This is a genomic window from Pseudovibrio sp. Tun.PSC04-5.I4 (assembly GCF_900104145.1).
Lineage (GTDB): Bacteria > Pseudomonadota > Alphaproteobacteria > Rhizobiales > Stappiaceae > Pseudovibrio.
Genome location: NZ_FNLB01000006.1, coordinates 760,087 through 786,259, shown reverse-complemented (window position 1 = coordinate 786,259; position 26,173 = coordinate 760,087). Strand labels below are relative to the sequence as shown.

Genomic DNA, 26,173 nt, shown 5'->3' with positions numbered 1-26,173 from the left:
TTGCAGAGCGCTAGTCCCGCTCGTATTCCGAGTGCTTTTCAACCACCCGAATAACACCAATCCTCTGTTTACAGGCAATCCCCGACGGCACTCTATAAACGCCTGGGAAAATATGGATTTGAGCTGAGGCCGTATTTCTATCGCCAGCTCGACCAACGAGTTTTGGTTGCCTACGAGACCGCTCAGTAACTAGATCATGAAGTTTACCCATTTCTGATCCTCCGGTATGTTTCCTAGTTTTACAAGCTACTGTTTCTTTTCACAGTTAAGCGGAGTTTCAGTTAATGAGCTGTAAAGTGTTTACTCCTAAATTTAGCTAGTAATTTTCTTCGGAGCTTAATAAGAGCCGTGTCATTTTATGTCAGCGCCGAAACACTGATAATTCTTTAGTTGAGTAAATAGGTTCGCGCCTCCATGGAAGACAGATCCCAACTCCTAATTGCAGCAACAGAAGCTTTTGTTGCCTCCGGTCACTCCTGTGCTGGTGCACATATGTATGAGGAACTGGCACTACAACATCTTGCGTCAGTCTCCGTTGATAGCCGGCTTAAGGTCGCGCATCTGCTATGCCCTCTTTCAAATGCTCCAGAGTCCGTCATGTCTGTCCTGGCGAACGACCACGATCTTATGATTGGTGAATATGTTGCGCAGAACCGTAGCTCGAAATTACACAGGCCAGCCAGCAGCGGCCTAACGACTAAAGGGATAAAACCCTCTGAGAAGCTGGAAGCGTTCTTGCAGGCAGCTCCGATTTCGACTTTTCAAGATCTTACGGATAGTCTGGAAAAAGATAACGCACCAGATGTGTCAATTTCCAAGCTCACCCTTGTTGAATGCGAAGAGCTCGCCCAAAAGGGACTACGAGACGGACAGGCAAGTGTATCAGCTCAGCTGGTCAAAGCGTCCAAAATGACAGTTGATCAGGTGCATAGCTGTTGTAGCCACCAGACACCTGACGGTTTTATCGTTCTGCTTGTCGGGCTTGGATTTGCCCCCAAATCCGTTGATCAGCTTCTGGTTCGGTTTTGGGGCACGATGATTGAAACAGATCGTATGCGGGATTTACAAAAGGCAGCTGCAGGACTTTGTAAACATACAGCACGCCTCATACTGGCAAGCTGGGCAGAGCACCCCTCTACTCCCCGTTATCAAAGCATCTTTGAAGCGACTAATACGGTGGTCAGAGAGCTTCGTTCCCACACTGGGCATATCGCCAGCCCACATAAACAAAAAGTAAGTGCGGTTGCCTCAAAAGCGTGAGAACAGATCATCAGGCCCTAGTTCTTTTGGGAGCGTCAGAAAACACCTGGCCTCCTTGTCCTCCACCTCGACAACCCAGAAATCGGGGTCCATACGCTCTTCGCGCTCCAGCTTGGTTTCAATTTCCTCACGAGATTTCTTTTCCATCAGGCACTCGAATTCACGGTCAAGCGGCTTTTCTTCAGCGAAAAATGATTGTGGTGCAGGACCGTAAAAATCGTAGGTCGAATCCAGACGATCAATGACAATAAAAATTGCACCCGCCCCGGCAGCGCCCTTCCGGCGAAGGCCTGCAAATGCGCCTTCAGCAAAACAGCGACGTGTATACGCTGCGACCCAGAACTCTGAGGTTACTCGCATTTTTATATCTTCCAGATTTGAGTGTAACTGCTATCGCTAAATACGAGTTCCACTGATACGTGTCAGGTTGGAAATCAGAGCTTCGCTCATCTTCCCATCCACCTTGAGCTTATTTTCCCTCTGGAAAGCTGCGATAGCGGATGAGGTTTGACCACCTGGTATGCCATCAACCGTCAACGGACCATATCCAAGACTTGCCAGCGTTTGTTGCAATTTTTTAATACGCACAGTCGTGGCTGCCTGCTGAACACCTTTTTGGGCAACCAACTGCTTGCCTTGCGTTAAAGCTGCAATTTCTCCAGGCGTTGCCCGCGGGATCGGAATATCTCCGTTTGGCGTTGCCTGTTCCGATTGTGAAGATGAAACTTCGACGGCATCAAAATCCATTGTCAGGCGAGCCAGTAGCCCATCCGTCACGAGACCCGTTTCTTTGATAGCACGCTGGCGTTGATATGCTCTGATGGCACGCTCAGTTGCAGGACCAAACTGTCCATCTAAGCTGCCCGGATATACACCCAGCCGCCTGAGCTCCCGTTGTATTTCTCCAACAAGCTCCTGACGTTGCACAAGCTGTGCTGTTCTGACGAGAGCAGAACTGTCTAACTGTGGCTGATCGGTCCGGGTGGTCATTATTGGAGATGGATGTTTACCATCTTGAAGAAATGCCGCATTTACAGCAATCAGCGAGCCCATTGTCCCAAACGCTATAAACATGAAAGTTGCGAACTTGTTCATCTTGCCACGTCTTTTGCTCGCTGCATTAGCAACAGCTGCATGGTCGACTTCGTCATCGCCGTAGAAGGCGACGTCGTCATCGTAGTGCATTTGAAGCTGGTGCTCACCATTTGGCTGAGCTTGTACAGGATTTGCTCTAGGCAGGTCCCTGCTCGCATTCTTGCCGTTTGGTTTCCGCCCCGCCATAAAGCACTACCTCTTACATTTTGTGTCTTCGAGTTCTCACTCGAGTTTAAACTTTTGCCACACGCATCAAGTTGCTGACGCGGAAGGGAAACAGATACCGTTGTCCCCTCTCCAAGTCCACTTTGAATAAGCAACTGCCCACCGTGAACGTCTATAAGGCCTTTAACGACCGGCCCCTCTAGTCCGGCTCCACTCTTACAGTTCACTCTACCCGATTTTGCCTGAAAAAATGGTTCACAAAGGTTCGGCAATTCGCATTTATCAATACCAACACCAGTGTAGCAAACCACGACGCGTAATGATTCCGCCTTATCTTTGATGATGTTGACACCAATATGTCCATTGGATGGCGTAAACTTGAGTGTATTGGAAATGCAGACTAATCATCACCTGCCGGATAGAACCTCAAAAAGATACTGAGATTCTTATTCCACTTAATTTAACTAGATACATTTTAGAGGGCGAACCATTTACAGAACGCTAAGTGAAGTAAATATCTTTCAAAATATCGATAATATTTACTCTTCTTTAAGCAAGATCATTTTCATACAAAATCAATTGCAACCAAAATGCCTCAACAAATCAACACGTTCGCCATTTGAATCAAATTTGAATCAAATTTAGCGAGAACAATAAAAGTTATATTTGAGCCTAAACCCTATGATTTCAATAGGTTGAGCGCTATCTACAATTTGATTGCGGCTCTGAACTATCAAACCAACGGGCGAAGCCAATGTTCTTTTTGCTTAGAACTACATTTTGGATTGGACTTGTTCTCCTTCTTCTTCCTATCGGAACAGGAAGTGATGAGGATGCGCCTTCCATTGGCATTGTGCAGGTTTATATGGCTGCCCAGTCTACATTCAAAGACTTAGGCGGGTTTTGTGATCGCAATGCTAACGCTTGTGAAATGGGTGGTTCAGTGTTCACGCTGGTTGGATTGAAGGCCAAAGAGGCTGCGCGCCTGACATACAACTATCTCAGCGACGATGGCTTATCTGGTCGTGATGCCACCCAGGTTGCTTCCATAACAACCGCGAAAGAAGCCATCGAGACAATTCCATTTGATGACGTTGCTGTCGGCCAGTTGCTGCCTGAGATGGGAAATGCAGTTGACGAGCCAATTTATTCTGGCACGCTCACGTCTGCAGATAAACAGATCCCTTGGCAACTGGATCAAGGTCAGCGAAATACTCAAATCACCGACAATCAAAACGATGGGCAAAACGAGAGGCAAAATCCGTTTGCCCGTGTCACTCCAACCTACAAAGCGCCAGCCTTTGCTGTGCCTCTTCCGCGACCAAATCCACTTTACTCTCGCGGATCATAAACCGAAGCTTGAAGAATCTTATTTGAGGCATTTACGCCCACGCCCCTTTTATGGAGTGTGGGCCGTTTTATATTATAGAGATAAGCTTATTGCCCCTGTGCTGAAGCCGCGGTAGAAACGCACTTAAATACTTGAGCGAGAGACCACTATAATGACCACTGCGATTGCCGATATCCTTGAAGGTTTTGAGTTCCTTGACGACTGGGAAGACCGCTATCGCTATGTCATTGAGCTGGGTAGAGAGCTTGCGCCACTGACCGAAGAAGAACGCAACGAAGAAAATCGCGTTCACGGATGTGTTTCGCAAGTGTGGCTGGCCAAAAAAATTCAGAGCGGCGCTGATAATGGCCCGATCCTGTTTTATAAAGGCGACAGCGATGCACACATCGTTCGCGGTCTTGTTGCCATTGTTCTTGCACAGTATTCCGGCATGTCTGCAAAGGGAATCCTTGAGACCAATCTTGAAGAAATCTTTGGCAAGATCGGTCTCAAAGAACATCTTACTCCGCAACGCTCAAATGGATTGAGTTCCATGGTTCAGCGCATCAAGGATGATGCGGCTGCTGCTCTGGTTCAATAACAAGAGCATGCCAACTGGTTAGTTGGCTTTTATCTGGCCCAACTGCGCAGTTGCGTGATGACCCGTAATGGTTTGCTAACCGGTCCAATCCCAAGCACAAAACAACTTTTGCGGTACGTTGGGGCCATTGCCTTTCGCTTTCGACATTCCTTAGGGACTTCAGGAAGCAACAGACATCCAGCAGAACTCCAGCCAGTTCAGGGCCGACTGAATTCATTGCTTTTTCAACGCGCCTTCGCGCGTCGTAAGCGCTCTCAGTGACATCATCAAGCTTTGCAGTTGATCTGGAAAGTTGCTCAGCCTTCCAATTTGATCTGACGTTACCCAGAAGCTGAGCATAGGTAAAATCTTCTCGTAACCGTTCCCCTGCATCAAACTGCCTGTCAGAAAGAAATGGGACGCCGCTCCTATCTTTCCTGCTTCTAAGCCATGCAAGAGGGCTTTCTGCGGTGTTGTATACGGGTGCACTGCTAGGGACTGCGCAAGACTTTTCCTCACTTAGCTCCAATCCTCCTGAACTCAGCATCTTCCTCAACCATTGCTTACCGGAGGACGTAAGCTGATAGTGGTTTTGCTGAGGTTCAATAAATCCAATGGCTAATGCAGGAGAAATCGTATGTTGCCATTGTTCAACCTTCAGGTTTTTGGAATTGCTCCCCGCGAGTAGCTTGCACAGCTTGATCATATCTAATTGTTCTTCATGCCCCAATTGCATCTACTATCGCCTCCTGCTTAAACGAAGAACACATGCGCGCGCTGGCAACAGATGCTGATAACTGTCCTTCAATCTCAGTCAGAATCGCATCAAATTCCGGGTCGTCCCTCAAGTCCTCTACTACTCTGCAAGCATGAGCTGCTGTGGTGCGATCTCTGTCAAAAACCGCGCCAGCTTGAGAGAGTGTCATACCCATTGAAACATGGAGGATGTACATGGAAACCTGACGCGCCCTCGCAACAGTGGCATACCCACGCGAGGAGGAATGCATCTCTTCTGGCTTCAGCCCAAATGCCAACGCGACCCGTCCCGTGGCCATCCAGTCAACTGCCGTTAAGGGCTTATGTCCTCTCGGTGGCAACTTCTGCTCTCCAGTTCGCGGACCTCTCGACATTGCGGACCCTTCTCCCTCAGATAATCTAGGCATAAAATCACTCCGATGAACTGATTGGTAATCATCTCAGAACAACTGATTGTTGCCTTGGCGGAAGTCAGGGGGGATAAGATTGAGAGGTATGTTGAGCAAAACACAATTTTTGCAAAATCAAAGAGGTGCCTGATCAAGCAAACAGACACAATTGTTGAAACAACAATTTCCAAATTGCTATATAATTGCTTATATTTTTGAGGTAATTCATATTATTCGGTACGCGTAAAAAGATCACATCAACCTAATTTGATGATGATTTCAAACTATGCTCTGAAAATTGCTGAGTAAAATTTACCCTTTATTATTTACATAATTGTTGCACACATCCAACATTCATAGAGATCAAGTCTTTGAATTAAATCCATCGAATGAGTGGGGAATAATATTGTCGGAACGGGAATAAAAAAAGCCAGCCTCAAATGAGGCTGGCTTTTTTGCGGACATTTGTCCAAACTTATTTAACGCGTTTACGTTGCTGGCCGAGGCCCATCTTTTTAGCAAGCTCAGAGCGAGCTGCTGCATAATGAGGAGCAACCATAGGGTAATCGGAAGGAAGACCCCACTTTTCGCGGTACTCTTCTGGCGTCATATCGTAATGCGTACGAAGGTGACGCTTCAAGGATTTGAACTTCTTACCATCTTCAAGACAGATGATGTAATCGTTCGTGACAGACTTCTTAATCGGCACAGCAGGCTTAAGTGGCTCTGGCTCTGGCTCGGAAAGGTCACCGCTGGTTTTCTGCAGAGCGACGTAAACGTCGTTGATCAGCACAGGCAAATCAGCGGAGGCCACAGTGTTATTACCAACATAGGCCGACACGATATCAGCAGTCAGTTCCATTAAATTATTTTCTGCAGGGATCTCGCTCATCTCTAACCTGTCATCTTGGGATCTAAATTCAGTCGTATTCTTGTTCATTAGCGGATCTATATTACAATCCTTAGATCGAAACTCAGATCCATACTTATGCTAGTAAAGCTTCGACTCTGAACAAGTAAAACCATAGATGGCTTTTATAGAGACAAGAAATAAGGATAACAAGTTAAAATCGACAAGAAAACGCAGCTTTACTATGCTTTTTTGTGCATTGTAATTTAGAAGGACCTTACAAACTTCCGGCAAACTTGAGAAATCATAGAAGTAAACTAGATAAACTGCATGTTTCAATGTACAGATAATTGAATGTGACTGTACTGCGCAACCAGCTGATGGCAAGGCGTTACCTGTAGAACCACAGTTCTAGTTGAACACATTACCACGGGGCATTGTCGATTATTTTTGACTTCTTTAATTGATTAAAGCCCATAAACCTTGATTAAGGCTGACATCTTATTTTGATGTAGGCTGATCTGGTATTTTCCTCGCCACTCTTAACTCATCCAATTTAGTTTCTTCACAAGGTTTGTATCCAACCACATATGCTGCTCTGGCAATCAGATGTGCAGATACAGGAGCGGTCAGCAGGAAGAAACATACAGTTGCAACTGCACGCATAAAATCATCCCACTGCTGAGAATAGATCCCCAGTGCCAGCACCATCAGGCCGGAGCCCAATGTACCCGCCTTAGACGCAGCATGCATGCGCGTATAGACGTCTGGTAGCCTGTTAATGCCCAATGCAGCACCGGCTGCAAAGGTTGCGCCGATGATGAGCATGATGCCTGTGATGATCGAGATGAAAGCTGTCATTTGTCCATTTCCTCCAGATCATTAGACCCTTCAATTTCATGCATCATAATAGCGTCTTTGGCTTGCCCTTTGTTGAGAAGGAACCTTGCGAATGCAACTGTTGCCAGAAAGCCAACCAAACCGAGTGCCAGCGAGATATCAATATAAAGCGTATATGAAGATCCAACGCCAACTGTTGCTATCAGGCCTATTGCGACAACAACAAGCAGATCCAAGCCCACAATACGGTCAGGCAAGGTCGGGCCTTTGATGATCCGATACACGATAAGCAAGAACGTCAGCCCCAGAATGAACAAAGCAATACTTACGCACGCATAGAGAAAATCTGCCGCAAAAACTTCAAAACTGGTCATCGAAACGCCTCCAGTATCTGGCGCTCAAAGCCATTTTTAATGTCATTGATGGTTTCTTCCGGATCTGGCACGTTCAGGCAGTGCACAAACAGGACCTTCCGATCCTCTGAGACGTCCACTGACAGCGTACCAGGGGTAAGTGTCACCATATTGGCAAGGAGAGTAATTTCGAAGTCCTCAGAAACGGAAAGCGGAACTGCGATAATACCTGGTTGTAGTTTGATTTTTGGCTGGATGACTATCATCAACACCCGCCAGGAAGATAATACCAGTTCCGTAAAGAAGCTCGCAGCAAGATGGAGAATTTTCCCTGCCCGTTGAACATACTCTTTATACGAGACCTGTTCGCGGATCAGGAACAACGCCAGCGTTGCCAGCAAAAATCCAAAAATCAGATTGAGCGGCGAGAATGAACCGGTAACAGCACCCCATGCTGCAGCCAGTAGCAGATTCATAAGAAATATCTGGTTGTTCATTGGGTACCTCCAAAGACAGAACCGATATAGGCAGCCGGATCGATCAGAGTTTTTGCGCCAACATCTGCTATCCTCATCACTCCCTCTGGAAGAAGTCCAATTGCGACAATCAAACCTGTCAAGACAACAAGTGGCAACCAAACAGAGGTTGAAACTTCTGAGGCCTCCGCACTACCAGCAATCGGAAGCGCTTGAATTCCATCCACGGTATGCTCATTGCCGCCTCTCCAGAAGGCAAAGATCCAAAGACGTCCCACAGCGATGGTCGTCAGCAAACCTGAAATCAGGATACCAGCTGCGACCCATCCGCGGTCCGCTTCCAACGCTCCTGCAACAAGCAACAGTTTCGCCCAAAACCCGGAGAACGGCGGCAAACCTGCGACAGCAAGCAACAGGATGAGAGCTATAGCTGCACCAAGTGGTGTCCTTGCATAGAGCCCACCGATTTCACGCAGTGAGAATGTGCCGCTCATCTGGAACATGAAGGCCACCAACAAGTACAGTGCCGTCATGATCAGGACTGAATGCATTGAGTAGAAGATTGCACCGGAGATGGAAGTTTCCGACCCCACGGCAATGCCTGCAAGCATGGCGCCGATCCCAGCGATAACAAGGTATCCCATCAAACGGCGGATATCAGTTTGGGCCAATGCGCCAAGAGAACCGGTTATCATCGTTGCAATGGCTACAATGCCGATCAGGGAGGACAACCATTCACGTCCTTCAGGCATCAAAAGGACCATCACTCTGAGAAGCGCGTAAATACCAACCTTACTTAGGAGACCTGCAAAGATCGCCGCAACCACCAGTCGCGGAGTATGGTAGGATGCAGGAAGCCAGAAGTTGACTGGAAACGCAGCAGCTTTCATAGCGAAGGCAAGGAAGTAAAGCGTTGCAAGGCCAAGCACAGGGCCGGAGCTATCCAGTGCCTTCACCTTAATAGCGATATCTGCCATGTTCAACGTGCCAACCAACCCGTAGAGCAAGCCGGTTGTTGCCAGGAACAGGGTTGTCGCAATGAGGTTCAGAACCGCGTATTTAATAGCGCCGTCAATCTGACCCTTTTCGTTTCCTAGGATCTGCATACCGAAGGACGAGATCAACAGGACTTCAAACCAGACGTAGAGGTTGAAGATATCACCTGTCAGGAAGGCACCTGTGACGCCACATAACAACATCAGCAAGAAGGGATAAAATCCGTAGCGCCGCTCATTGGCAGCAATGGAACTCATTGCGAAGATAGCCACACAAAGGGTTGCGACTGAAGAGGTCAATGCAAGCAAAGCACCTAAAGCATCTGCAGTAAATGCAATACCAAATGGCGGCAACCAGTTGCCCATGACCATCGTCACGACGCCATTTTGTAGAACATGGTTCAAGAGCGCGATGTTCGATAAAACCACAAGGGAAATGATTGCAATAGCGATCCATGGCTGAACCGCAGATTTTTTGCGGAGCATAATGGAGATTGCACCACCCACCATTGTGAGCAAGATCGGCGTTACCAATAACCAGTCTGCAAGAGGTACAGCCTCGGTAATCATCGCCGCCGCGATATCGTATGCAGGTTTCGTTCCAGCCATTTACTTAGTACCCCAGCGGCGGTTCTGTGTGTTCTTCCGGTTCTGCAACACGCATTTCCAGCAGATCATCGGTTCCCAGTTCCTGATAGGCGCGATATCCAAGCACAAAAAAGAACGCCAGAAACGAGAACGAGATTACGATTGCGGTCAGCACCAGCGCTTGTGGCAGCGGGTTTGCCGTTGCTTCAACTGGAAGATAACTGTTTAACGGAATGATTGGTGGGACATCACGTGTCAGCCGCCCAGCCGTAAAGATCAGAAGATTCACAGCGTTGCCAAGGATGGCAATGCCGAGCAAAATTCTAACAAGCTTGCGCGAAAGCATCAGGTAAATTGAGCCTGCAAACAAAATCCCGACAAGAACTGCAAAAAGCGTTTCCATTAGTCTGTCGCCCTTTCTTCCAGAGAAAGAACAATTGAGGAAATCGCCCCGACAACAACCAGATATACGCCAACGTCAAAGAACAACGGGGTAGACAAGTCAACGACAGTTCCCAAAACCGGGACTGCTAACCACTGGCTCGTCATTGCAGCTTTTCCAAGAAAAAGGCTTGGCAGTACGGAAAGTACAGCCAGAAGCAGGCCGGAAGCTGCAATCGACATCGGGTGGAACTTCATTGCCCTGCGAACAGCTGAAACACCGCAAGCGATACCGTAGATTGCAAAAGCGGACACAGCGATTAGTCCGCCAATAAACCCGCCACCCGGCTCATTATGTCCGCGCAACAAAACAAATATGGAGAACAGCATTGTCAACGCTGTCAAGTACGGGGCGACAGTTCTGAATATGAGCGTATTCATGAGCGATTGCCCTCAGTCTTTGTTTTCGTTTTGGATTTAGGGCGCACTCTGATGAGGGCTAAAACCGCCAGACCTGTGACCATGACAACGGAAATCTCACCAATCGTATCAAAGCCTCGGAAGTCCACGAGAATAACGTTTACGATGTTTCGCCCATGCGCGATGGTTCGACTGTATTGAGTGAAGAACTCCGACAGTGTCGGGTCAAACGGAATCTGTACAACTGTCATAAGCAGCATGCTGATGCCAGTACCGCAGATAACGGCAAGACTGATATCGAATATCTTTTCTCTAGATGACCTTGCATCTGTCGGTTTCAGGTTCAACCTGGTCATTACAAGAGCCAGAATAACCACTGATAATGTCTCAACCATGAACTGAGTGAAGGACAAGTCAGGTGCACCAAAGAGAAGGTAAATCAGTGCGACAGCAAAACCCTGAATGCCAAGGAGAACAATCGCGGTCACCCGGTATGTCGCTGTCACTACGGCATAAACACCGATCACAACCATGGCGATGATAAACCATTCGTAAGCATAGAGGCTGCCAATACCCTCTAGAGCAGGCCAGTTTCCACTTAAAGTCATTGGAATGATCAGTGCCAGAGCGATCACCGAGAACGTTACCCGCATATAGGTGACCATGTTCCCAGTCTGAACACCTTGAGTTACTGCAGTCGCAAAGCGAACAATAGCATCCACTGCCTGATCGAAGCCTTTGTCAGGTCCCCATCCAATTGCACGCAAAACCTCCGCCACAATAGGCCGAAGCTTATCCATGTACATGAGGATCAATAGACCTAAGCCAACTGTCGTGAGTGACAGATAAAGCGCTGGTGACAAACTTGTCGGCACCAAGTGCATCGACGCATCAAATGGCTCCCCCAAAATGGAAGAGGTCATAGGTGACAAGAATTCCTGTCCGACGGGGGAGACAAAAAGGCCTGCAACAGCGCCTATGACTGCAAGAGTAATTGACCCGGCTATTAGTAAGATCGGCCCCTCATGGGCGACTTTCGGTGTTTTAACTTTTGCACCGAAGAACGGTTTGATTGCCACTGTTGCTGCAAGCGCAAACATCATAGCGTTGCCGAGAACTGCAACACCAGTCAACAACCCGCCATTTACAGCATGCCATGTGCCATCATAAAGCACTTCCTTGGCAATGAACCCAATAAACGGCGGAAGGCCTGCCATGGACAAAACAGCAAGGATAGCGGCTATCGCTGTTACCGGCATGGCGGAAAACAGGCCCCCTACTCTGGTTAGGTCTCTTGTGCCAGCTTCATGATCGACAGTGCCGACCATCATAAACAGTGAGCCTTTGAAGAGTGAGTGAGCGAACAAGTATGCAGCGGCTCCCTGAATAGCGATCGGGTCGGATGTCCCTATCAGCATGACCAGAAGGCCAAGCGAGGCCACTGTCGTGTAAGCCAGAACAAGCTTCAAATCTGTCTGCCGGATCCCTAAAACGGTACCAACAATCAGAGTGATCCCACCAAACACCGGCAGCACCGTCATCCAAAGCTCTGTGTCTCCAAGAACCGGATGCATACGCATCAGCAGGTAAACACCTGCTTTCACCATGGTCGCGGAATGCAGGTAGGCTGAAACAGGGGTTGGAGCTTCCATGGCGTTGGGAAGCCAGAAATGGAATGGGAACTGAGCTGATTTGGTGAATGCGCCTAAAACCACCAATATGAAGATTGGTGTATAGTAAGCACTGTCGCGAAGGACGTCTCCTGAATTAAGCAACTCGCTCATTTCGAAGCTGCCGCCCACAAATCCAGCCAGAAGCAGCCCTGCCATCAACGCCAGCCCACCGCCACCCGTAATAATAAGTGCCTGAACTGCAGCCCGACGTGAGGCTTTTTTCAAATGGTCGAAACCGATCAACAAGAACGAAGTGATTGACGTCAGTTCCCAGTAAATAAACAGGGTAATGACGTTGTCAGAAACCACCACGCCAAGCATGGCGCCCATAAAGAGGAAAAGGTAGGACAGGAATGACCCGAGGTTTTGATGCCCCTTAAGGTAGCCACCTGCATACAGAGTGATGAATGTGCCAATTCCCGAGATCAGCAGAGCGAACACCACTGACAGTCCATCAAGGTAAATGGAAAAATTCACATTGAATGAAGGAACCCATTCAAGGCTTGCCTTGTATGTTTGCCCGTTTGCGACATCTGGAACAAATGACAGAAACTGAAGGAAAATCAACGCAGGGAATATAGCCAAAACCCATGAAGCGTTGTGTTTTAAACTTCTCGTCAAAAATGGGCTAAGCGCTGCAGCAACAAAAGGAGCTAGTAGCGCCCAAAACGTTGCCTCGACACCAAATAAAGGCATGTAGCACTCCGTAAATTATTTTCGTAGTTTACTCTATAAGACCGAGGCGCAATACCCAAAGACACAACTCCCCGACCTATAAATTACATAGTCCGCCATTAACTTTAGAGCAAGTTCAACACATTCTATATTTGCTAGGTTACGGTAAATTCTATCCTCACCTATTTGTAACTTGCCATTTAGGTATGTGCTGTTTGTTTATGTCTTGGTAATCTTAACATGGCCCTACCGTATGGTCCGATGAATAAGGAAATATATCATGTTTGATAAAAAACGACCCAACGACATGACCGAGGCAGACTGGAAGGAAACATTAACCCCGGAACAGTTTCATGTTCTGCGGCAAAAAGGAACTGAACGAGCATTTACCGGACCTAACTGGAATACCTTTGAGTTGGGCACATATAGCTGCGCGGCATGTAGCGCTAAGTTATTCAAATCTGACACGAAATTCGATGCTGGCTGCGGTTGGCCGAGCTTCTTCGAAGCGGTAGCCCCTGATGTGGTGACGGAGCACAAAGATGCAAGTCACGGCATGGCCAGAACTGAAATTTGTTGCACCTCTTGCGGTGGCCATTTGGGCCATGTGTTTCCCGATGGCCCTCCACCAACCGGTTTGCGTTACTGCATGAACGGAACATCAATGATATTCACACCTGACGAATAAGTTAATCAGAATGGTTTCTATGTGTTTCTGCGAAGATCAAAAGCCACGTTTAAAAACTGTGGAATAACAACAAGAGAACACATGATTCTATATTATTGTTACTACTCAGCTTCACACATTTTAGAAACACCACATTTTGGTAAATCTTAAAACCATAAAGATCATCTCCAAAGCGAGTAGAATAAATGTCGAAAAATGAAATCTATAGATTTTCAGTATTTGTTAGAGTGGGCTAAAAATATCCACTCCAGACTTTCGCGTTAAACCCTCAACTATGAAGTTGCCGAGCCAACCAAGTATGATGAACAAGATGAAACCTCCAAAAGTGCAAGCCCGCTCTCACGAAACAAGCCATCATGGCATAACACGCAATGAGCCGTACGCCTGGCTTCGAGCGGACAATTGGCAGGAGGTGATGCGCGATCCATCTGTTCTGGATCCAGCTATCCGGGACTATCTGGAAGCCGAGAACTCGTATACCGATGCCGAAATGCAGGATACCAAAGACCTGCAGGATACGCTTTTTGGAGAACTGAAGGGCCGCATCAAAGAGGATGACAGTTCGGTTCCTACTCCAGATGGCGAATACGCTTACTCAACAAAGTTTGTAGAAGGCGGGCAACACCCAAAGTTTATCCGTACGAAACGAGACGGAAGTGATCCTGTCACCTTGGTTGATGGCGATTTGGAAGCAAAGGACAAAGCCTTTTTTAGCTTTGGCGGCGCTTCTCATAGCGACGACCACAAATACCTTGCCTGGGCCTATGACGATAAAGGCTCTGAGTATTACACCTTGAGGGTTCGCGATACGGCGACGGGTAAAGATCTGGAGGACACTATTCCCGATACCGGGGCTGGTGGCGTCTGGTCTAAAGACGGGCAATACCTGTTTTATGTGCAGGTGGATGCAAACCATCGTCCTTCAAAGCTGTTCCGTCATAAAATGGGAACCGCCCCTTCTGAAGACACTCTGGTTTATGAAGAGCAAGACACGAGCTTCTTTGTTGGCTTGGGCAGAACCCAGTCAGGCCGGTTTATCTGTATCGGTTCTGGCGATCATGAGACCTCTGAAGTCTGGCTCATCCCCTCTGATGATCCGCTTGCCAAGCCGCGTCTGGTTGCTGAGCGAGAAACAAGCATTGAATACTCCGTTGAAGACAATGGAGATCGCCTCCTCATCCTGACCAATGCAGATGATGCAGAAGATTTCAAGATTGTAAGCGTCCCTCTTGTTGCGCAAATGGCCATGCCGGGTCGCAGCCACTGGGTTGACATGATTGTTCATCAACCGGGGCGTTTGATCCTGACGCATGCTGTCTACAAAGACCATCTGGTGTGGTTGGAGCGGGTTGACGGCTTGCCGCGTATTGTCATCCATCGTTTTGCTGACGGCATTTCTCATTCAATTGAGTTTGATGAAGAGGCTTACGGCCTTGGCCTCGCCAGCGGGTATGAATACGACACGACCGCTATCCGGTTTACGTATTCTTCCATGACAACTCCGAGTAAGGTTTATGATTACGACCTGCTCACGCGAGAAAGGGTCCTGCGCAAAACGCAGGAAGTTCCTTCTGGCCACGATGCTTCCGCATACATCACGCGCCGTTTGATGGCCCCCTCTCACGATGGCACGCTCGTTCCTGTGTCATTGCTTTATAAGCGTTCAACCGTGTTGGATGGCAGTGCGCCTTGCCTGCTGTACGGCTATGGCTCCTATGGCATCTCCGTACCAGCGAGCTTTTCGACCAACGCTCTGTCGCTAGTTGATCGTGGTTTTGTCTACGCCATTGCGCATATCCGCGGCGGCAAAGACAAAGGCTATGCATGGTATAAGAATGGCCGGCGTGAGTTTAAGAAGAACACATTCCACGACTTCATTGCCTGCGCCAACTACCTCGCGAAAGAAGGCTTTACCTCACATGAGCGCATCGTTGCCCATGGTGGCTCTGCTGGCGGCATGCTCATGGGTGCTTGTGCCAACATGGCTCCCGAGGCGTTTGCAGCTATGATTGCTGAGGTGCCGTTTGTGGATGTCTTGACGACTATGCTCGATGACAGCTTGCCTTTGACGCCGATTGAATGGCCAGAATGGGGTGATCCCATCCGCGATAAAAACGCTTATGGTTACATCGCGTCTTACAGCCCTATCGACAATGTGGAAGCTAAGGCCTATCCGGCGATCTTTGCTCTTGGCGGCCTTACAGATCCGCGCGTGACATACTGGGAGCCGGCCAAGTGGGTTGCAACCCTTCGCGAGAAAAAGACAGGCGACAATTTGGTGATGTTGCGCACCAATATGGATGCGGGACACGGCGGTGCATCAGGTCGTTTTGATCGGCTGAAAGAAGTTGCTCTGGTTTACGCCTTTGCATTGAAACAAACCGGCAAGGCGTAGACCTTTAAACCCTTCAAAGCTTTAGAAGGCGCTCCGATTGGGGCGCCTTTTCTATTTAATAAGAGCGCAGGTTTGCCTTAACCTTATTTGCAGCTTGTAAGGCTTTGTTAGCTTTGCCGGAACCTGTCAGCACTACACTGTCATGAGCTGTTCCAGAGTTTGTCTCTGATGAGCACTTAATTTAGAAGACATAAAAACAATAACAAAGTCTGGAAGATCCCTTGCGTGCCATTGTCCTATTGCTGCTGGCAATTGCGTTGATGTCTCTGCCTGCATCAGCTCAAATAAACAACAAGCTGTACCCCTTTAATTACCTTCTGCCGAATGACCTTCGGTCGGCTCCTCGCATTTATGGCTCACAATATGATTGCAAGATACGTGTGAAGGAAGACGGTCCCGAAAATGTCTATCAGGCCTTTGTGACTGGATACTTCAGTGATCCCAGCCGCAATATCTCAAGTGTTGCTTGTTTCAAGACGCAGCGAAAATGCGAGGCGTATCTGAACTTTATGCGGGGCTATCTGGAGCTTACGCGCAGTGCCAGCTGCCAGCATGGATACTACAAGGGACTATTTGGTTGGTTTTAAATTCTACCCTTAGACGAGAAGAGGCCACAAAGGCCCAAAGGTCGTGAAACTCTATGAAGACATTTAAGTCACTTGCCTGTATTGCCGCGACTGCATTTCTGGTCGCCAGCTGCACTCGTCCACCAAGCACCAACTATCTAGAGCGCCAGCTTATTCCACGTACAGGGCCTATCACGCCCCGAGTGAAAGGCACGCAATACGATTGCAAAATTTCCGCCGCGGAACATGGTGCCTCAAATGTCTGGCAAGCGAATGTGGGTGGCCGCGTACTGAGTGACAATCAACCTTACAACGTTTCAACAGAAGCCTGCTTCACAACCCAAAATGAGTGTGAAGGCTTCCTCTACCTGATGAATGGAGTGTTGGAGCAGATCATCACATCTCGTTGCCAGCTTGGCTATGAGAAGAGCTTCTTCGACAAGCTGTTTGGCTCCTAGCTATCTGAAGCTTACTGTGAGCTCTGAAGTTGTGGCATAGGATTGGCAGGTCAGAATAGCACCCTTGGCGATCTCTACATCCTCAAGAGCCATTCTGGCTTGCATCTGGACATTACCGCTCTTGAGCTGTGCGCGGCATGCTCCACAGATACCTGACTGACAGGAGTATGGCGGTTCTAACCCCGCCTCTCGAACAGCAGCTATTATGCTTTGCCCTTCTTCAACTTCCAGTTCTATAGCTTCACCATAATAATCCAGTTGCAACCGCGCTCGAACGCTTTTGATTATGGTTGGTTCGAACTCATTGCCACCAAAGCTCTCAGCATGAATCCGATCTGACGGCACATCGTTATTCTGGAGCGCGGCTCGTACGTCACTGTTCATGCTTCCCGGTCCACAGATGAAGTATTGGGCATCCTGCGCGGCGGGCTTACATTCGGCCAAATACTCCTGAATTACTTCAGAGGTAATTCGACCGCTCTTCCAAGGTGAGAACATGGACCACATAGAGGGCTTGGAAAGGATATGCTTCACTAACAATTGAGAAGGATATTCTTCGAGCATTTTCTCAATTTGGGCTCTGAAAATGATGTCATCCGCAGTTCTGTTTGCGTATAGCAGGTATAGCATTGACCGCTGCTCGTGTTCGAGAGCTGCTTCTATCATCGCCATAGCTGGTGTAATTCCACTGCCACCTGCAAAGAAGTAGAGGGTGCGCTGATGATCTGATTGAGGTTCCAAGGCAAACCCGCCAAACGGTGGCATCACATTCAGAACACCTCCCGGTTTAACATCGGAACACAGGTGCTTAGAGACAACACCGTCTGGATTGGGCTTCACAGTGATCTGGAGTGCGCTTTCAGCATTTGGAGCAGCTGAAATCGTGAAGGGCCGCCTCAGCCGCTCACCATTCTTCACCAGCTCAATTGTGATGTGTTGTCCGGGTTTCCAGATGAACTCGCGACGCAGCTCTTCGGGCATATCAAACCGGAGTGTTTTCACCTGCTTTGTCTCTGCAGTGACTTCGGATACACGTAACGGATAGACGATATTTCTCATGAGGGCTTCTCCAGCCACTCAGTCACCAATCGTTGGTGATCTCTCACAGGCTTCTCACCTCGTTTAGAGGATGGACCATGTTCAAAATATGGGCTTTCAGGGACTTTTGCTGCTGTTCGCAGGCGTATATGTCTTCAACCATGAAGTCGCCAGAGGACATGGGATCCACTTTAGGATCACCATCATATTTAGCGCCCAAATGTTTCCCCCAGAACGAGGCTGAAGCCATTGCTGCTTTGGTGAAGTTCCACATGGACTCGTTTGCTACTCTGGTTCTGATCTCCACACTAGAACGATCCGGTGCAATTGGAGTGATGTGAAATGTTGACCATGAGTTTTCGGATTCACCCAAACCAATACCGGGGAACAACATTGGAACCCATGCTCCCATCCGATCTTTCGGGATGCCCGCTATCAATGGCATTGGAGAAACTTTCTCGACCTCCTTTGCATAGAAATCAGCCAGGGGTTCCCAGAAGGCAAAGTGAGGGCCAACAAATTCACACTCAATTTTGGAGTGATCGTACATGTTCAATGTATGAGAATGGAGGTGAGACAGATGATAGCCATCAATGTAGTTCTCAACAATGATCTTCCAATTGGCTTTAATCTCGTGCTTTGAATAGCCCTCCTCCGTCTCAATGAGTTGAGCTGGATCATAGGGAGCAAGATACGGCTCAACCTTGCCGAACCAGTTGACGATAGAGGGCGCATTCTCGTCTGGATGGACCCAAAGCATTCCACGCCAGATATCGACAGACGCTTTTTTTAAACCGTTGCACGACAGATCTATGCCTGGAAATTCCTGCTCCTGATCAGGCACTGAAATCAAGTTACCTTCCAGATCATAAGTCCAGTCGTGATAAGGACAGGTGATCGCTTTTTGCGTTTTACCTTCAGCACGCAGCAGCTGGGTCCCACGGTGCCGGCAGATGTTGTGAAACGCGCGCAAGCGGTGATCTCGCCCCATGACGATGAAGATGTTATTTAACCCGGCTGGAACAGAGATGTACTGCCCCGGTTCAAAAACATCCTCTTGAAATCCAGCGAATGCCCAAGTTTTAGAGAAAATCAGTTCTTGTTCGCGATCAAACCATTCCTGCGACGTGTAAGCTTCTTTGGGGAGAACAGGCATACCAGTGCTGTGCTTAGACATAAGAGAAGCCTCCTAGCATCTAAATAAAATCGACAATGATGAGATAAAGTGCCAGTGAGGTCCAAAGGATGATCACAGTCCAGAACAGGACAGGATGCTCACTTCGTGGGAGAGTCTGAACCACATAAACTGAGTTGCTGCGCCAAGCCTTAACCGTCCAATGAAGGAAAAGTACGCCCCAGACCCATTGCCACTCATACCAAAGTGAAGCTGCAATCAGCACAAGGACGAAGACAGTTAGCCACTTGCTGTAGCCAACGATTTTCTGGAATATGTTTTTAAGTAGTTACATGACTTTCCAAGGACCTCAAAAGCAGCTGCGCCGCTTTTTTGGCATATCGCCGCCACTCCTGTGGAGGCTGAAGGGGAGCCAAGGAATCAATATTAAAGTAGATCGCTACTATGCCATGCGCGACAATCTCTGCAGATTCTTTGTCTACATCTAGAAAGTCGCGTTTGATTGCCTCGACGATAACCATTGTGAAATCACCTAGCCACAGCAAGAGTGCCTCGCGTTCCTTTGGAAAGCGATCTGATGCTGCAACGATGGATTGGAACACCATCATCTCAGCGGGATCAGAATGTGTCTGATCATCAAACAGGTACTCTACAGCTGTGAAGGACCTGTTCTTGGCCGGAAGTGCATTTGCAAACGTCTTGGTAAGCTCTGCAAACCCTGAAAGAACATGCGTTACAACAGCATTAATTATCTCCTCCCGGTTACCAGCATGGTGCCTGATAAGCGGGCGTTTCAGTCCGGTCTCTGCCGCTATCCTATCAAGTGTCACACCTTCCAAACCATAATGAGCAACGCATTTTACAGCCGCATCAATGATTTCTGAGAGTCTGGTCGATTGAACACTAGGTCTAGGCATAGTTATGCACTTTCACGTAACTGATGTGAGGAGATGTAAGGCAAATTTCATTTATTGTCAATAATGACAATTTATAAAATTTGGCTCATCGAGACAAAAAAAGGCAGCACAAAGCCGCCTTTTTATAAAACACTATGTAGATTAGACAGCTGCAGAATACAGCTCTTCCACGTGTTCCCAGTTGATCAGGTTATCAACGAAGGCTTCAAGGTACTTAGGACGCGCATTGCGGTAGTCGATGTAATAGGAATGCTCCCATACATCGCAACCCAGAATTGGAGTTGCGCCGTGTACGATTGGATTTTCACCGTTAGGTGTTTTCATCACAACCAGCTTGCCGCCTTTGACTGCAAGCCATGCCCAGCCTGAACCAAACTGGGTCAAGCCAGCATTGATGAAGTCTGCACGGAATTTATCGAAGCCACCAAGATCCTCTTCAATCTTCTTCGCCAAAACGCCTGGCAGGGAAGAACCGCCGCCATTTGGCTTCATCCATTTCCAAAAGTGAAGGTGATTGAGGTGCTGACCAGCATTGTTAAAGAGGCCGGCGTTGGTGCCGTAGCTTGCCTTAACGATCTCTTCGAGGCTCTTGCCTTCCAGACCTGAACCTTCGAGCAGCTTGTTGCCGTTGGTCACATAAGCCATATGGTGCTTGTCGTGGTGAAACTCGAGAGTTTCAGCAGACATGTATGGTGCCAGTGCGTCGTATGCGTATGGCAAGTCTTCGAGTGCAAAAGACATGGTAAACCTCCATGGGAAAGGGAACTTTAGGGAGCAGCGGCTTTTCGTTTTACAGCCGACCAGCGCTGCAACTCATGGTGCAAAATAGTGATATTTTCCCTTATGAGCAACGGGCCATGAGCATAATTTGCAAATATTCTTCTTGTTTTTTTATAGGTAGAACTTCTAAGTAATATAAGAGAGCCCTTCAGACCCGACACAAACGGCTGATTTCTGCGGGTTACAAGGAATCAATTTGTGGCAAAAATATCCGGAAAACTCATGGGAACATCCACCAGAGGACAAAAAGACAAGTTTGCACTGTTGTCTGCGGTAGGTGGCTGTTTTGCTATGGCTGCGATTATGGGAATTGGGCGTTTTGTTTATACCCCAGTCCTACCATTCATGTTGCAGGATGGATCGCTCAATGAGGTCAACGCCGGATTTGTCGCCTCTTCCAACTACCTTGGATACCTTCTCGGGGCTTTGTTGGCAGCTCGTGCGCCCCTGCCCGGAGGCCCTTATCGAATCTTTATCATTGCGCTGGCAATCAGCACACTTGTTACGTTTCTCATGGCCTTTTCACTGGGCGTTTACTGGTACATCATCATTCGCTTTATCGCTGGATTGGCGAGCGCCTATGCATTCGTTCTGGTGGCTAATATTGTTATGCAAAGGCTTGCAGAGCGACAAAGCCTCAATTTATTTCCCATTCACTTTACTGGCGTCGGGTTTGGTATTGCAGGCTCCTCCTTGATGATTGAGTGGCTGGGTTCAAATCTGGAAACGGCTTCCCAACTCTGGTTGGCAAGCGGGTTTTTGAGTTTAGCCCTTTCTGTGTGCGTTCCATTTCTCTTGCCGCCTGAACCTCAAAAGGCTCCGGTATCTGCTGCATCCCAAACGCCTGAAATAACGAAGGCCAGCGCCAACAAACTCACGTTGAGCGCGTGGCGGCTTATTATCGCTTACGGCTGTTTTGGGTTTGGTTACGTCATCACGGCCACCTTTTTGGGAGCCTTAGCAGGCTCTACTCCCGAGCTTGCCCCCATGAAATCAATGGGCTGGCTCTTGGTTGGCCTTGCAGTTATTCCCTCTGTGTTTATCTGGGAGAGACTGGCCGTCCGCATTGGTTATGGCCGGGCTATTGCAGCAGCCTGTACACTGGAAGCTGTTGGTGTTGCATTGAGCGTGCTTGTGCCCACGATTGCAGGGCTTTCGGGTGCAGCAATCTTGCTGGGAGGTACGTTCGTCGGCATCACATCCATAGGGCTGATAGAAGCGCGGCGCATCGCAGGCTCTGATCCAAGGCAAATCGTTGGGTTGATGACAGCCGCTTTTGGTGTGGGGCAGATGTTCGGGCCTAGCTTTGCCGGATACCTTTACGAGCTCAATGGCAACTTCACCGCTGCATCGCTTGCAGCAGCAGGCGCGCTCATTTTGGCTGCACTGCTTACTATCAAACGATTTGTCCCAGCCTAACTGAACAAAAAAGGGAGGCCAAAGCCTCCCTCAATGTTAGCTGTAACAGGAGCCTAGAGAGCTGGAACTTTTGCGTGCGCAAATTCCCAATAAAGTTCTCGTGCTTTTGCTGCCACTGGACCGTGGTCCAACTTACGCTCATCCAGCTTGTGAACTGGAACAACTTTACCGTAGTTGCCGGTTGAGAAGATCTCATCGGCTTCCTGGAAGTCCCTATAGGTCATTGTTGTTTCATGAACGCTGTATCCGGCATCACTCAGCAATTTGATGGTGCGCTGGCGAGTAATCCCATTGAGGAATGTACCGTTCCAGTAAGGTGTCAGAACTTCACCATCCTTCACCATGAACACGTTTGCAGATGTGAGTTCTGCAACATTTCCCAGGGCATCCAACATGATGGCATTGTCAAAGCCGCGCGCCTTGGCTTCTTTAGATGCCCGAGCATTGTTTGGATACAGGCACCCAGCCTTTGCGTTTAAGGGCATGGATTCCATAGTTGGACGACGGAACGGAGACAATGTCAGGCTGTTTGACGCGCCTTTGGGTGGCATTGGAGCTTCGAACAGACACATGCAGAAGCGTGTGGAGTCCGGATCACCGTCAATAATCCCCGGACCATCATGCTCTGCCCAATACATTGGACGAATATAAACGGCCTCGTCTGCATCAAATTTTGTCATGCCCTCTGTGGCGAGCTCAACCATTTCTTCAAATCGCATGGTTGGCTTCATGCCAAGATTAACAGCGGACCGGTTCAGGCGCTGACAGTGCAAATCCAGATCCGGCATAACGCCTTCAAATCCGCGAGCTCCATCAAATACATTTGAGCCCAGCCAAAATGAGTGCGTGCGAGGACCAATCAATGGTGGATTACCCTCGTACCATTTGCCTTCAACCCACGTCCGAGTTTTCGACATTTCGGCCATACTTGTTCTCTCCTCAATAGTCGGCATATGAGCGGCAAACGCCCCTGCCCAATTCTTAGTTATTAGTCCACCCGAGAAATTGCGCGAGGTCAACCATACTCTCGACAAAGAGTGAGAAACCGCTGTTCAGCAGTTAAACACCACGCTCTTGTGTGCCTGAGGTTATTTTCGAATGCTTAATTGAGAGTCAAACGCAACTTCGTGCCGCTGTGGCGGGGTTTGTGATGTCAATGCGCAAGAACATTGCCCTGTGATATTCTCGGTCTGCTTTTTGTATAGAGCAATTTCGCAGTTCTTTTGCACAGTTTTAACGTGAAGACATATGAGATTGCCGCAATTTAATTGCGTGGGAGCTAAAGAAACCCACAGGCTTTCACTGGACCTGCACCACATTTGACGGAATTTGTTGCAAACAGGGAACAAATGTTAATTTTGTTCATCCAAAGCATGGGGAACACGTATTTACCAAGCCTTGACGAACCGCCGACACAAGGTTTTCTTAGGAGTATTGGAATTCGCCAATCTTGATGCTTGGTGTGGAGCCGGAGACCAGAGATGAGCCACTCAGTTTATTTATTCGATGCCTATGGAACCCTTTTTGATGTGCATGCCGCAGCCAGAAAACACATTGGTGCAGTGGGCCCTGAAGGTAAAAAACTTTCGTCAATCTGGCGGGAAAAACAACTTGAGTATTCGTGGGTTCGGTCTCTCATGGGCCAATATGTCGACTTTTGGGAACTAACTGTGCAGGCTCTGGATACCGCCTTCGATCTTGTTCCCGAGGCCAACAGAGCCGCTCGCGATGAGCTGCTGGCTGCCTATTGGGAGCTGGATTGTTATCCAGAGGTTCCGCAAGTTCTCAAAGAGCTCCGTGAGCAAGGCTCAAAACTTGCGATCCTTTCCAATGCACCTATGAAGATGATGGATGGTGCTTTGAAAAATGCAGGAATTACGGATTACTTTGATGCCGTGTTTTCCGTTGACCCTGTAAAGACCTACAAACCACATCCTGAGGTTTATGATCTGGTCACAACTCACTTCCGCCTCTACCCGGACGCCATCTCATTCCAATCTTCAAACCGATGGGATGTAGCAGGTGCTTCAAAGTTTGGGATGCGAACTGTTTGGATCAACCGGGCTCAGATGCCAGATGAATATACAGATTTGTCCCCTTCTGCTGTCCTGAAAGACCTCAGCGGCTTGCCTTCGTTGGGATAAAACCAAGACAGTCCCGATTGTGTAGGTAAGGCTGTGATCATCAATTACAGCCTTACACCTTGGCCCCAATTTGGTTTTCTGTGGTGTTCCAATACCCAGCTTCTAAGCCAAGTGAAATCACCTTGCTCTCCAAGGGCAAAGCTTTCATAGTAATTAAGTGGCTCATAGATTTGGCAAAAGCACTCGGTACTATCTAAAATATATGTTTTCTGAATTTAACAGTGATGGTTCTGGGCATCGCATCGCCAGCTTAATTGCGCTTGGGTTGGGTGCAATTTGCTTCGGCAGCATTCCTTATTTCGCCAAGGTTGGTTTTGCTGCGGGCATTTCACCCGGTGCTGCTGTTTTACTCAGGTACGTTTTGCCTGCTGTGCTTCTCGCACCTTACTTGCCACAGGCTTTGAAATCCGGCCCAAGCAGTCGCCAATACCTGCTGTTTGGCATGATCATGAGTTTGGGCGCCTGGAGCTACTTTTATGCTTTGAGCGCATTGCCAATCTCTCTAGCTGCCAGTCTGTTTTTTTCCTACCCCGCCCTGCTTGTAATTTTGAGGCGTATCGGCGGCGTCAAATTGAGAAGCAGCGATAGACTAACCCTTGCATTGGTGGCGTCTGCACTGCTTCTTATTTTAGCGAGTACACCACTGGCCGATCTTGATCTAATCGCTGTTGCAATCGGCCTCATCGGACCTTTGTGTTATGGTGGATTACAGTTGGTCAGCCGCAGAGCTCCCAGTTATTTGCCATCTCTTGCTATGGCTGCCTGCATTTTTACCGGTGCGATTTTGGCAGCCCTACCGCTAATGCTCATTGACGGTCAGCTGTGGGAGAGTGAGGCCGCTGGATCGATTGCATTGCCCATCTTCGGCCTTGCACTTGTTGCAGGTCTCTTGCCGCAGCTTCTGCTTGCGTATGGTAGTTCCGACAAGTCCGGACGAAAAACAGCTTATACAACCGGTTTCATCGAATTTGGACTAGCGATCCTGACAGGATTCTGGGTGTTCTCTGAACCGCTTGGACTAGCTCAAGCGCTTGGTTTTATATGCTTATTGGGTGCGCTCTATTTGATGAACGAACCTTCGCGCCTCCCAAGATATTTGCAGGACTAGTTTAAATCTACCGGCCCTGCAAAATCGAAAATCAAGTTTCAGCGCGGGTGATCCATTTATGGCCGAGAGGTGCTTGGTAGTTCTCAATCTGGTCCAGAAGCGATCCCGGATTGTCATCCACCAACAGCATGTCTCTATGCTTTTTCTTCATAAACTCTTCTTCAGACATGAAATCCAAAAAGGCGAGCATACGGCCATAAAAGCCATTGGCGTTGTAGAGCGCGCAAGGCTTGTTGTGATAGCCAAGCTGGCCCCATGTCCAAACCTCAAACAGTTCTTCCATCGTGCCGATACCACCTGGCAAAGCAACAAATCCATCGGACAGATCTGCCATCATTGCCTTGCGCTCGTGCATTGAACCCACAATGTGGAGGTCTGTCAGAGAACGATGTGCCAATTCTTTCGCTGCCAAAGCCTCGGGCAGGACACCGACAACTTTACCGCCGGCTTCAAGCGCGGCATTGGCAACGATGCCCATCAAACCGACCTCAGCCCCGCCGTAAATCAGAGTGTTGCCGCGTTTGGCAATTTCTGTGCCTAAAAGACGTGCTGCAATTTCGTATTCGGGGCGTTTCCCGACAGATGATCCACAAAATACGCAGATGGACGCCATATATTCTCTCCAGTCGGTTTTGCCTGTGGCGTTATAAACTTAGGAGGCCTTTCTGGCTTTTGTTCCGACCAAAGACAAGCAGGTCA

28 protein-coding genes are annotated in these 26,173 nt (G+C 48.4%); 10 read left to right on the top strand and 18 right to left on the bottom strand.

Annotated features, from left to right (window positions below; all coding sequences use genetic code 11):
* Positions 1-414: 414 nt before the first annotated feature.
* Complete coding sequence (locus BLS62_RS08690) at positions 415-1,260, top strand: hypothetical protein (RefSeq protein ID WP_200798494.1); 846 nt, start codon at positions 415-417, stop codon at positions 1,258-1,260.
* On the opposite strand, the gene BLS62_RS08685 is transcribed toward BLS62_RS08690, so the two are convergent.
* Entirely contained in the window at positions 1,249-1,620 is a 372-nt protein-coding gene (locus BLS62_RS08685) for a DUF1491 family protein (protein WP_093179442.1), read from the bottom strand. The genes BLS62_RS08690 and BLS62_RS08685 overlap by 12 nt on opposite strands.
* A gap of 36 nt (positions 1,621-1,656) precedes the next feature.
* Complete coding sequence (locus tag BLS62_RS08680) at positions 1,657-2,541, bottom strand: peptidoglycan-binding domain-containing protein (RefSeq protein ID WP_093179439.1); 885 nt, start codon at positions 2,539-2,541, stop codon at positions 1,657-1,659.
* Between the two features lie 733 nt (positions 2,542-3,274).
* Here BLS62_RS08680 and BLS62_RS08670 point away from each other — a divergent pair.
* Positions 3,275-3,871 (top strand): DUF5330 domain-containing protein, encoded by a 597-nt coding sequence (locus tag BLS62_RS08670; protein ID WP_093179433.1) that lies wholly within the window; start codon positions 3,275-3,277, stop codon positions 3,869-3,871.
* Between the two features lie 151 nt (positions 3,872-4,022).
* The gene (locus BLS62_RS08665) at positions 4,023-4,451 is read left to right on the top strand and encodes a SufE family protein (protein WP_093179430.1); all 429 of its coding nucleotides are present in this window, start codon (positions 4,023-4,025) and stop codon (positions 4,449-4,451) included.
* Here the strand turns inward: BLS62_RS08665 and BLS62_RS08660 are convergent.
* The 10 genes from BLS62_RS08660 to BLS62_RS08610 form a co-directional block, all read right to left on the bottom strand.
* Positions 4,417-5,166 (bottom strand): DUF6456 domain-containing protein, encoded by a 750-nt coding sequence (locus BLS62_RS08660; RefSeq protein WP_143521533.1) that lies wholly within the window; start codon positions 5,164-5,166, stop codon positions 4,417-4,419. The genes BLS62_RS08665 and BLS62_RS08660 overlap by 35 nt on opposite strands.
* Positions 5,150-5,560 (bottom strand): helix-turn-helix domain-containing protein, encoded by a 411-nt coding sequence (locus BLS62_RS08655; protein WP_200798493.1) that lies wholly within the window; start codon positions 5,558-5,560, stop codon positions 5,150-5,152. The genes BLS62_RS08660 and BLS62_RS08655 overlap by 17 nt, the downstream gene beginning before the upstream one ends.
* 490 nt (positions 5,561-6,050) lie before the next feature.
* Positions 6,051-6,467: a Ros/MucR family transcriptional regulator gene (locus tag BLS62_RS08645; RefSeq protein WP_093179419.1), complete on the bottom strand. Its 417-nt coding sequence runs from the start codon at positions 6,465-6,467 to the stop codon at positions 6,051-6,053.
* Between the two features lie 459 nt (positions 6,468-6,926).
* Positions 6,927-7,286, bottom strand: coding sequence for a monovalent cation/H(+) antiporter subunit G (gene mnhG, locus BLS62_RS08640; RefSeq protein ID WP_093179416.1), 360 nt, complete (start codon positions 7,284-7,286; stop codon positions 6,927-6,929).
* Entirely contained in the window at positions 7,283-7,639 is a 357-nt protein-coding gene (locus BLS62_RS08635; protein WP_093179413.1) for a cation:proton antiporter, read from the bottom strand. Before BLS62_RS08635 ends, mnhG begins: the two co-directional genes overlap by 4 nt.
* Positions 7,636-8,115, bottom strand: a complete 480-nt coding sequence (locus BLS62_RS08630; RefSeq protein WP_093179409.1) for a Na+/H+ antiporter subunit E — start codon at positions 8,113-8,115, stop codon at positions 7,636-7,638. Before BLS62_RS08630 ends, BLS62_RS08635 begins: the two co-directional genes overlap by 4 nt.
* Complete coding sequence (locus tag BLS62_RS08625; RefSeq protein ID WP_093179406.1) at positions 8,112-9,698, bottom strand: Na+/H+ antiporter subunit D; 1,587 nt, start codon at positions 9,696-9,698, stop codon at positions 8,112-8,114. The genes BLS62_RS08630 and BLS62_RS08625 overlap by 4 nt, the downstream gene beginning before the upstream one ends.
* Positions 9,699-9,702: 4 nt before the next feature.
* Positions 9,703-10,080, bottom strand: coding sequence for a Na+/H+ antiporter subunit C (locus BLS62_RS08620; protein WP_093179403.1), 378 nt, complete (start codon positions 10,078-10,080; stop codon positions 9,703-9,705).
* Positions 10,080-10,499 carry a Na+/H+ antiporter subunit B gene (locus BLS62_RS08615; protein WP_093179400.1) on the bottom strand — a complete coding sequence of 140 codons (420 nt, stop codon included), beginning with the start codon at positions 10,497-10,499 and terminating at the stop codon, positions 10,080-10,082. The genes BLS62_RS08620 and BLS62_RS08615 overlap by 1 nt, the downstream gene beginning before the upstream one ends.
* On the bottom strand, positions 10,496-12,847 hold the full coding sequence (locus BLS62_RS08610; protein WP_093179398.1) for a putative monovalent cation/H+ antiporter subunit A: 2,352 nt from the start codon (positions 12,845-12,847) through the stop codon (positions 10,496-10,498). The genes BLS62_RS08615 and BLS62_RS08610 overlap by 4 nt, the downstream gene beginning before the upstream one ends.
* Before the next feature lie 259 nt (positions 12,848-13,106).
* Between BLS62_RS08610 and msrB the strand changes: the two genes are divergently transcribed.
* The 4 genes from msrB to BLS62_RS08590 all read left to right on the top strand — a co-directional run bounded on the left by msrB (position 13,107) and on the right by BLS62_RS08590 (position 16,933).
* On the top strand, positions 13,107-13,514 hold the full coding sequence (msrB, locus tag BLS62_RS08605) for a peptide-methionine (R)-S-oxide reductase MsrB (RefSeq protein WP_093179395.1): 408 nt from the start codon (positions 13,107-13,109) through the stop codon (positions 13,512-13,514).
* Positions 13,515-13,815: 301 nt separating this feature from the next.
* Positions 13,816-15,909, top strand: a complete 2,094-nt coding sequence (locus tag BLS62_RS08600; protein ID WP_093188641.1) for a S9 family peptidase — start codon at positions 13,816-13,818, stop codon at positions 15,907-15,909.
* A gap of 221 nt (positions 15,910-16,130) precedes the next feature.
* The gene (locus BLS62_RS31655) at positions 16,131-16,496 is read left to right on the top strand and encodes a hypothetical protein (protein WP_208990757.1); all 366 of its coding nucleotides are present in this window, start codon (positions 16,131-16,133) and stop codon (positions 16,494-16,496) included.
* A 53-nt stretch (positions 16,497-16,549) separates the two neighbouring features.
* Complete coding sequence (locus tag BLS62_RS08590) at positions 16,550-16,933, top strand: hypothetical protein (RefSeq protein ID WP_093179392.1); 384 nt, start codon at positions 16,550-16,552, stop codon at positions 16,931-16,933.
* On the opposite strand, the gene BLS62_RS08585 is transcribed toward BLS62_RS08590, so the two are convergent.
* The 4 genes from BLS62_RS08585 to BLS62_RS08570 all read right to left on the bottom strand — a co-directional run bounded on the left by BLS62_RS08585 (position 16,934) and on the right by BLS62_RS08570 (position 20,764).
* Positions 16,934-17,992, bottom strand: coding sequence for a ferredoxin--NADP reductase (locus BLS62_RS08585; protein ID WP_093179389.1), 1,059 nt, complete (start codon positions 17,990-17,992; stop codon positions 16,934-16,936). It lies immediately after the preceding gene.
* A 43-nt stretch (positions 17,993-18,035) separates the two neighbouring features.
* Positions 18,036-19,148 (bottom strand): aromatic ring-hydroxylating oxygenase subunit alpha, encoded by a 1,113-nt coding sequence (locus BLS62_RS08580; protein ID WP_208990756.1) that lies wholly within the window; start codon positions 19,146-19,148, stop codon positions 18,036-18,038.
* 278 nt (positions 19,149-19,426) lie between these two features.
* Positions 19,427-20,023, bottom strand: a complete 597-nt coding sequence (locus BLS62_RS08575; protein ID WP_093179386.1) for a TetR/AcrR family transcriptional regulator — start codon at positions 20,021-20,023, stop codon at positions 19,427-19,429.
* Positions 20,024-20,164: 141 nt separating this feature from the next.
* Entirely contained in the window at positions 20,165-20,764 is a 600-nt protein-coding gene (locus BLS62_RS08570) for a superoxide dismutase (protein ID WP_093179383.1), read from the bottom strand.
* Positions 20,765-21,001: 237 nt separating this feature from the next.
* Here BLS62_RS08570 and BLS62_RS08565 point away from each other — a divergent pair, with 237 nt between their 5' ends.
* Positions 21,002-22,222 carry a YbfB/YjiJ family MFS transporter gene (locus BLS62_RS08565; protein WP_208990755.1) on the top strand — a complete coding sequence of 407 codons (1,221 nt, stop codon included), beginning with the start codon at positions 21,002-21,004 and terminating at the stop codon, positions 22,220-22,222.
* A gap of 53 nt (positions 22,223-22,275) precedes the next feature.
* Here BLS62_RS08565 and BLS62_RS08560 read toward each other — a convergent pair whose 3' ends face one another.
* The gene (locus tag BLS62_RS08560; RefSeq protein ID WP_093179378.1) at positions 22,276-23,148 is read right to left on the bottom strand and encodes a branched-chain amino acid aminotransferase; all 873 of its coding nucleotides are present in this window, start codon (positions 23,146-23,148) and stop codon (positions 22,276-22,278) included.
* Positions 23,149-23,703: 555 nt separating this feature from the next.
* Here BLS62_RS08560 and BLS62_RS08555 point away from each other — a divergent pair.
* Together BLS62_RS08555 and BLS62_RS08550 are read left to right on the top strand one after the other, a co-directional pair.
* Entirely contained in the window at positions 23,704-24,366 is a 663-nt protein-coding gene (locus BLS62_RS08555; protein WP_093179375.1) for a haloacid dehalogenase type II, read from the top strand.
* A gap of 202 nt (positions 24,367-24,568) precedes the next feature.
* The gene (locus tag BLS62_RS08550; protein WP_093179373.1) at positions 24,569-25,474 is read left to right on the top strand and encodes a DMT family transporter; all 906 of its coding nucleotides are present in this window, start codon (positions 24,569-24,571) and stop codon (positions 25,472-25,474) included.
* A gap of 31 nt (positions 25,475-25,505) precedes the next feature.
* Here the strand turns inward: BLS62_RS08550 and BLS62_RS08545 are convergent, their stop codons facing one another.
* Positions 25,506-26,087, bottom strand: a complete 582-nt coding sequence (locus BLS62_RS08545; protein ID WP_093179370.1) for an LOG family protein — start codon at positions 26,085-26,087, stop codon at positions 25,506-25,508.
* Positions 26,088-26,173: the final 86 nt, after the last annotated feature.